We start from the raw sequence: 7,410 nt of genomic DNA on the forward strand, positions 1-7,410 counted from the left end.
CTCGGCCTGCGCCTTGGCGTCCTTGGCGACCGGCAGGTAGTGGAACGGGACGCCGTAGGACTCGGTCAGCTCCCGGAAGTCCGGGTGGTTGGAGACCACCCCGACGATCTCCACCGGCAGCGCCCCGATCCGGGTCCGGAACAGCAGGTCGTTCAGGCAGTGCCCGAACTTGGAGACCATCAGCAGCACCCGCATCCGCTCCGCGGCCTCGTGGATCTGCCAGTCCATCCGGAACGAGGCGCCGACCGCGGCGAACGACGCCCGCAGCTTCTCCGCCGACACCGGCTCCTCGGCCGAGAAGTGCACCCGCATGAAGAACAGCCCGGTGCCGGCGTCGCCGTACTGCTGGCTGTCGATGATGTTGCAGCCGGTCATGAACAGGTAGCTGGAGACCGCGTGCACGATGCCCTGCTTGTCCGGGCAGGACAGCGTCAGAACGTACTGGGAGTGGGCAGTCTCGGCCATGTCTCGGGGTCCCGTTTCTCGGCTCTGGTGCGGACGGACCGCCCAGCCTGGCACAAATCCCCCGGCCGCGCGGTCACCGCCCGCCACCCGAGACCACGCTTCCGCCCCGGCGCTCAGCCGTGCGCGGTCAGTTGCCGCAACTCGGCCAGCGTGGACGGCGGCAGGTCCGGATCCGTGCCGTCGTTGGCGGCCAGCCGGTGGTGCGCCTCGCGCGCCGCCTGCACCGCCTCCGGCCACTCCTGGTGCCCGAGGTAGACGGCCGCCGGGGCGTCCTCGCCGACCTGGTGCACGATCCGCAGCACCCGCAGCACCGCGGCGTCCACCGCGACCGCCTCCGCGGAGTCCCGGAACACCGAGCCCACGTACTTCTCCGCCGACCAGCGGTCCAGCCAGCTGTCCTCGACCAGCCGGTACACCGCGTCGGAGAGATCCCCGTAGCCGCCCTGCCCGTGCCCGTCCAACCAGGCCGTCCGCTGGAAGCCGGGATCGGAAAGCATGTGCAACGCCGAACGGATCCGGGCGCGCCAGCGCCACCAAGGCAGGTCAGTCAGGGGCATGACGCCCATCGTGCTGGAGCGGCCGCCCGGACGAGAAGGGTTTCGGGCAGAACGGTACGGAGAATCCACGCTGTCGGACACGGGAGTCGATCGTACGTTCCTCCACCGACCCCGTTCCACACGCGTCATCACATCCACGCGCCCGGAGTTCCTTCCCCGTTGGCGGTCCGTTCACATCGCGTCCCTCTCGCCGTGTGCGGCCGCGACCACCCTTGACCCGCCGAACCTGCGCAACGGAGCACGGGTCAGTCCCCGCAGTGTCCAGGGAGGAACAGCGCACCATGACGCGGACCGGAACCCCCCACCCGTCACCCGCCGTCAGCGGCCGTCGCACCACCACCGCCGCTCTCGCCGCCGGCCTGGTGCTGCCCGCCCTGCTCTCCGCCACCGCCTGCGGCGGCCCGGCCGCCGCCGACTCCACCGCCCGCGACGTCACCGTGATGACCTTCGCCCCCGCCGGCACCGGCGCCGCCGACCGGCCGGGCATGACCGCCCTCGCCGAAGCCATCGGCCGCGACCTGAACGCGCACGACGGCCTGGGCGGCCGCAAGGTCCACATCCTCACCTGCAACGAGCACGACACCACCGACGGCGCCACCGCCTGCGCCGACCAGGCCGTCAACGCCCACGCCGTCGCCGTGGTCGGCTCCGCCAGCCAGTACGGCAGCAACTTCATCCCCGTCCTGGAAGCGGCCGGCATCCCGTTCATCGGCGGCTACGGCCTCTCCACGCCCGAGTTCAGCAGCCCGCTCTCCTACCCCGTCAACGGCGGCACCCCCGCCCTCGTCGCGGGCAGCGGACGCCAGCTGATCGAAGCCGGCTGCAAGCAGATCGCCCTGATCCGCCCCGACAGCCGGGCCGGCGACGCCCTGGTCAGCTACCTCAACACCGCCGTCAAGCAGACCGGCATCAAGGTCACCGACATCAAGGCCCCCGAGAAGTCCAACGACTACTCCCCCTACACCCGACGGGCCATCGGCGACGACCGCCCCGGCAACTGCGTGCTCTCCGCCCTCGGCGCCGAACCCACCGGCAACCTGCTCGACCCCTACCGCCGCGCCAACCCCAGGAACACCCAACTCGCCTCGGTCATCGGCTCCTTCCAGCAGTCCGTGGTCGACTCCACCGGCGGCGACAACGGCCCGCTGCGCGGCGCGTACGCCACCGGCTGGTTCCCCGCCGAGAGCTCCCCCGTCTGGGACAACCTGCGCGCCACCGTCCGCACCTACGGCAACGGCACCACCATCGACGTCTCCGACCCCGGCGTCCAGACCACCTGGGTCGCCTACACCGTCCTGCGCCAGGCCGCCGGCCGCGTCGACCCGTCCCGCCCGCTCACCGCGAAGGCCCTGCAGACCGTCCTCGACAGCGGCGACCCCATCGACACCGCCGGCACCACCCCGCCCCTCGGCTGGGGCGTCACCAACATGCTCCCCACCGCCGACTCCCCCCGGCTGGTGAACACCTCCGTCACCTTCCAGCAGGTCCGCAACGGCCGCCTGACGGAGCAACACCAGGGCTTCACAGACGTCCGCACGATCCTCGCCGGCTGAACGCGGGGAGCGCGAGACGCAGGCGGGGCGCGAAGACAGGGGCGCGTGGGGGTACCTCCCGGCCCGCCAGGGCTGGGGGAGAACTGCGCGCAGCGGAAGGCACCCGCCGCAAGATCGCGAGGCAGGCAATGACTTGCCATTGATCGCGACCTCACGGACAGGTTGGCGCTTGTCGCGCAGTTCCGCCCCCTCGGCTTCGCCCGGGGGTACCCCCAGCGCCCCTGTCTTCGCGCCCGCCTGCTCGCGCGAGTCTCCCCGCGCGCCCCGCTACAGCTCGCTCGCGCCCTTGTTCGGGAGCCCCGTCTTCGACGCGATCGCCCCCCACAGCCCCGCGGCCTGCTCCTTCGCCGTCGTGGCGGAGCCGCTCGCGGTGTTGCCGTTGCGGTAGTGGTCGTTGTCCTTCGCCTTGCCCGCATCGCACCCCGCGACCAGGTCCCCGGCCCACAGGGCGTATTCGGAGTCGGCGGTGGAGGACGCCTGCCAGGCCTTCTGCAGCTGCTCCACCAGCTTGGCGCCGTCGGCGAGCTGATCGACCTTCAGGTCGCCGAGCTTCTTCAGCAGGTCCTGCCGCTGCGAGGCCGCCGCCGTCAGCGCGGCCTGCGCGTCCGGCAGGGTCTGGCACTTGCCGACGGCAGTGACGGCGTTGACGACCGAGCTGCGGCTCGCACTCGCGGTGCCGAGCAGGTCGGACATCGCCTGCGCCTGCGCCTTCATCGCGGGGCTGACCGCGCCGTCCCCGCCGCCGGCCGGTGCGGACGGCTGCTGGCTGGTCGTGGTCTTGGCCTTGGACTGGTCCTTGGTCTTGTCGTCGCCACCGCCACCGCCACCGGCGAGCACGCCGATCAGCACCGCGATCACCGCGACACCGGCCACGCCCGCGCCGATCAGCACCTTGGTGTTGGGCTTGCGGCGGTCGCCGCCGTTCGCGGGCCCGCCGTACCCGGGCTCCGGCGCGCTCGGGTACTGCTGCTGCTGGGGCGGGACCGCGCCGTACGCGCCGCCGTAGCTCGGCTGCTGCACAGGGGCGGGCGTCGGGTACTGCTGCTGTCCGCCGAACGTCTGTGCGGCGTAGCCCTGTTGCGGGAATCCGAGCTGCGTCGGCGCGTTCGGCGCGGCGGCCACGGACGGGTCGCCGGCCGGGTAGGGCGGCAGGTACTGGGTGGCTCCGGCGTCCTCCTGCGGGACCGGAGCCGCCGGCGCCCCCGGCGCCGCGCCCCAGTACTCGGGGCTGCCGCTCTGCCCCAGCGGCGGGGCGGACTGCTGCTGCGGAACAGGGGGCTGCGGCTGTGGCTGGGCGTACGGGGGCTGCGCGGCCTGCACCGGGGTGCCCTGACCGTCCGTGGCGGGCTCCGGCCGGAACAGGTCGTCCAGATTGAAGTCGCCGGAGTTCGGATACGAGCGGCGCTGGCTCAACGCGATTACCTCACCTGTGCACGGCACCGGGATCCCGGGCCTTTCGGTTGCCCCGTCGGGGTTGCTGACGACGGACCACAACTGCGAGGCCACGCTACCGGTTCACCGGCACAGGTGACTACGCGGGCCGTTGTTCTGTGCTATTGCTTCACGAACGTCCGCCCCGCCCCGATCGTGCCGACCAGCACCGCCCGTACCCGCCCGCTACGCGGCCTCCCCGTCCATCCGGGCGTGGAACTCGCGGACCGCCCGGTGGCCCCGGTACGGCTCCAGCCTGGTGCGGAAGTCGTCCAGGTACTCCACGCCCCGGTTCGAGCGCAGCCCGCTGAGCAGCCGGACCGCCTCGGTGCCGGTCTCGCAGGCGCGTTCGAGGTCGCGCTGCTGGAGTTGGGCGGTGGCGAGCAGCACCAGGTCGACGGCGCGCCGGCGGACCCGGTGCGCGGGGTGCAGTTCGAGCGCGGTGCGGGCGTAGTGCTCGGCCCGCTCGCCCTGCTGGAGGTCCCGGTGACAGTGCGCCAACTCGTCGGCCAGGTAGGCCTCGTCGAAGTGCACGATCCAGTCCGGGTCGTCGACGGGGTTGCGGCGCTCCATCGCGGCGAGCGCCTTCGCGGCGACCGCCTCGCAGGCGTACGCGTCGCCGAGCAGGGCGTGTCCGCGGGCCTCGGCGGCGTAGAACATCGCCATCGCGGTGGGGGTGGCCACCGTGCGGGCGCCTTCCTGGGCGGCGCGGGCGAGTTGGGCGATCTCCCGGGGGTTGCCGAGGGTCGCGGCGAGGTGGCTCATCGAGGCGGCCAGCACGTAGCCGCCGTAGCCGCGGTCGTCGGCGGCCTGGGCGAGGCGCAGCGCCTGGATGTAGTAGCGCTGGGCCAGGCCGGGCTGGCCGGTGTCGACCGCCATGTAGCCGGCGAGTTCGGTCAGCCGGGCGACGGCGCCGAAGAGTTGACGGCCCGTCTCGTCGCGGTAGGAGCCGCCGAGGAAGCCGGAGACCACGCTGTTCAGGTAGTGCACCACGACGGGGCGGACGTGGCCGCTGCCGAACCGGTGGTCGAGGTCGACCAGCATCTGGGTGGTGGCCCGGATCGCCGCGACGTCGGCGAGGCCGACCCGGGTGCCGCCGGTGCGGGCGACCACCGGGTCGGGCGGGGTGATCAGCCAGTCCCGGCTGGGTTCGACCAGGGCGGAGGCGGCGACGGTGGTGCCGGCCAGGAAGTCGCGCTTGCCGACGTCGCTGCGCCACAGTTCGCAGATCTGCTCCAGCGCGGTGCCCAGGCTGGGCGCGAACTGGAGTCCGACGGCGGAGCTGAGGCTCTTGCCGTCGGCCATGCCGATCTCGTCCACGGTGACGCCGCGGCCGAGTTTGCGGCCGAGGGCCTCGGCGATGACGGCGGGCGCCTGCCCGCGGGGTTGTTGCCCGCGCAGCCAGCGGGCGACGGACGTCTTGTCGTATCGCAGGTCGAGCCCGTGCTCGGCTCCGCAGAGGTTGACCCGGCGGGCCAGGCCCGCATTGGAGCAGCCCGCCTCCTGGATCAGCTGCTGCAGACGTTCGTTCGGCTCTCGTGCGACGAGCGGTCTCGCGGCCATGGGATTTTTCCGCCTCCCCAACGCCGTCCGGACCCGACCGGAGGGCGACGACTGTGCAACACCATGCGGAATACCCACGGTGACGTACCCACTCCCCACGCGCCCTGATGAATGCCCCTGTGCGCCCCCACTGCGCCCGTTACCGCCCCTGCTGCGACGGGGGGTTCCGACCAGGATCACCGTCCCGGGTGACAACGTGCGCCCCGTTCGAATCGCTCGGCGGCGGCCCGTAACCCCCACTCACGGACGGTAGTTGTGCTCCACGTGGACAACGCCCCCCAAGACCCCCAACCCGATCCGACGTCCCTGCTGGCCGAGGCCGTCCGCTGTGCCGAGGAACGCCATTGGGAGGTGGTCCCAGGAACGTGGCTGCTCGACGGCGACGGCGCGGCCGTCCGCTGCTCCTGCGGCGATCCGGGCTGCGCGCTCCCCGGCGCACACCCGGTGGGCGCGGACTGGGGGCTGCTGGCCAGCGTGGGGTCCGCGGTGGTGCGCGGGTGGTGGACGGAGCGCCCGGAGGCCTCGATCCTGCTGCCCACCGGGCGGGCGTTCGACGTGCTGGACGTGCCGGAGGTGGCGGGCTGCCTGGCGCTGGCCCGGATGGAGCGGATGGGGCTGCCGCTCGGCCCGGTGGTGGCCGCGCCGGCCGCCCGGGGGCGCAGCGGGCGGCGGCTGCACTTCCTGGTGCTGCCGGGCGCGGTCGCCAAGCTGCCCGAGCTGCTGCGGCAGATCGGCTGCACCTCGGACGGGCTGGACCTGGTGGCGCGCGGCGAGGGCGACTGGCTGGTGGCGCCGCCGTCCCGGTTCGGCGGGCACGCCACCGCGCTGTGGGCCCGGCCGCCGACGCTGCTGAACCGGTGGCTGCCGGACGCGGTGGAGCTGGTGAGCCCGCTGGCGTACGCCTGTCGGCGCGACCCGTCGGCCCCGCGCCTCGTCCAGCGGGAGACCGCCGCCGTGTGAGGCCCGCCGACTGTCCGGAGCGTGATCTTCCGGAAACGAGTGGTCATACCCGCAGGTCAGCAGGACAAGCCCATCGATCGGGTGACGGCGCTCAAGGGTTGGCCGCGGTTGCCGGGGGGATCATCCTCAGCGTCGGCACAGGGTCGGTGGAGCGGGTCGGTGGAGCGGAAGGAGCGGTCGGGCCGAGAGCGTGGGGGGCTGCCGGGAGGGCGTTCGGTCGGGGAAGCCGAACGCGGCGGCACGGGGGATCAGGGAGGGACGGCGGGGGATCGGGGAGGGAACGGAGGGGAGTCGGGGGGAACGCGCGGGGCCCGGTGCGGGGACACCGGGCCCCGAGGCGCGTTCCGCACCCCCGTTCCGCGCCCCCGTTCCGCACCCCCGGGCGGGCGGGTCGGCTATGCCTGGGCGACGAACACGTGCGCGGCGATCTCCTTGCCGAGCTCGGCCGCGCCGTCGCCGGTGCCGACCAGCACGCCGCCGGCCGCCGGGGCGACCCGCACTGTCGCGCCGGGGCGGACGCCCGCACGGCGCAGGGTGCGCATCAGCTCGCCGTCGGTCTGGATCGGCTCGCCGATCCGGCGCACCACCACGTCCGCGCCGTCCTTGCCGGCCACCGACTCCAGCGTCACCAGCCCGGCGTCGTAGCCCTCGCCCTCGGCCTTGGTGTCGCCGAGCTCGTCCAGACCCGGGATCGGGTTGCCGTACGGGGACTGGGTGGGGTGGCCGAGCATGGCGAGCACCTTGCGCTCGACCGTCTCGCTCATCACGTGCTCCCAGCGGCAGGCCTCCTCGTGGACCTGCTCCCACTCCAGGCCGATCACGTCCACCAGCAGGCACTCGGCGATGCGGTGCTTGCGCATCACCCGCACGGCCAGCCGGCG

The 7,410-nt window shown here is 73.3% G+C and carries 7 protein-coding genes; 2 read left to right on the top strand and 5 right to left on the bottom strand.

All coding sequences use genetic code 11. The features are described 5' to 3' along the window. A partial coding sequence (locus tag IEZ12_RS38505; RefSeq protein ID WP_505744216.1) for a formyltetrahydrofolate deformylase occupies positions 1 to 465 on the bottom strand: 465 nt, incomplete at its 3' end. A 113-nt stretch (positions 466 to 578) separates the two neighbouring features. Further along, positions 579 to 1,022 carry an SCO4402 family protein gene (locus IEZ12_RS16870; protein ID WP_229847606.1) on the bottom strand — a complete coding sequence of 148 codons (444 nt, stop codon included), beginning with the start codon at positions 1,020 to 1,022 and terminating at the stop codon, positions 579 to 581. A 281-nt stretch (positions 1,023 to 1,303) separates the two neighbouring features. Between IEZ12_RS16870 and IEZ12_RS16875 the strand changes: the two genes are divergently transcribed. Beyond that, positions 1,304 to 2,575, top strand: a complete 1,272-nt coding sequence (locus tag IEZ12_RS16875; protein WP_100587524.1) for an ABC transporter substrate-binding protein — start codon at positions 1,304 to 1,306, stop codon at positions 2,573 to 2,575. Positions 2,576 to 2,842: 267 nt separating this feature from the next. Here the strand turns inward: IEZ12_RS16875 and IEZ12_RS16880 are convergent, their stop codons facing one another. Together IEZ12_RS16880 and IEZ12_RS16885 are read right to left on the bottom strand one after the other, a co-directional pair. Continuing rightward, positions 2,843 to 3,988 carry a hypothetical protein gene (locus tag IEZ12_RS16880; RefSeq protein ID WP_189272752.1) on the bottom strand — a complete coding sequence of 382 codons (1,146 nt, stop codon included), beginning with the start codon at positions 3,986 to 3,988 and terminating at the stop codon, positions 2,843 to 2,845. 204 nt (positions 3,989 to 4,192) lie between these two features. Beyond that, a complete protein-coding gene (locus IEZ12_RS16885) occupies positions 4,193 to 5,569 on the bottom strand; it encodes an NsdA family TPR-like regulatory protein (RefSeq protein WP_043915647.1) in 1,377 nt (458 codons plus the stop codon). Between the two features lie 255 nt (positions 5,570 to 5,824). Here IEZ12_RS16885 and IEZ12_RS16890 point away from each other — a divergent pair, with 255 nt between their 5' ends. After that, on the top strand, positions 5,825 to 6,529 hold the full coding sequence (locus tag IEZ12_RS16890; RefSeq protein WP_189272753.1) for a bifunctional DNA primase/polymerase: 705 nt from the start codon (positions 5,825 to 5,827) through the stop codon (positions 6,527 to 6,529). Positions 6,530 to 6,924: 395 nt separating this feature from the next. On the opposite strand, the gene IEZ12_RS16895 is transcribed toward IEZ12_RS16890, so the two are convergent. Beyond that, on the bottom strand, positions 6,925 to 7,410 hold a 486-nt coding region (locus IEZ12_RS16895; RefSeq protein WP_229847607.1), incomplete at its 5' end, for a metal-dependent transcriptional regulator.

The organism is Kitasatospora griseola (assembly GCF_014648555.1).
Lineage (GTDB): Bacteria > Actinomycetota > Actinomycetes > Streptomycetales > Streptomycetaceae > Kitasatospora > Kitasatospora griseola.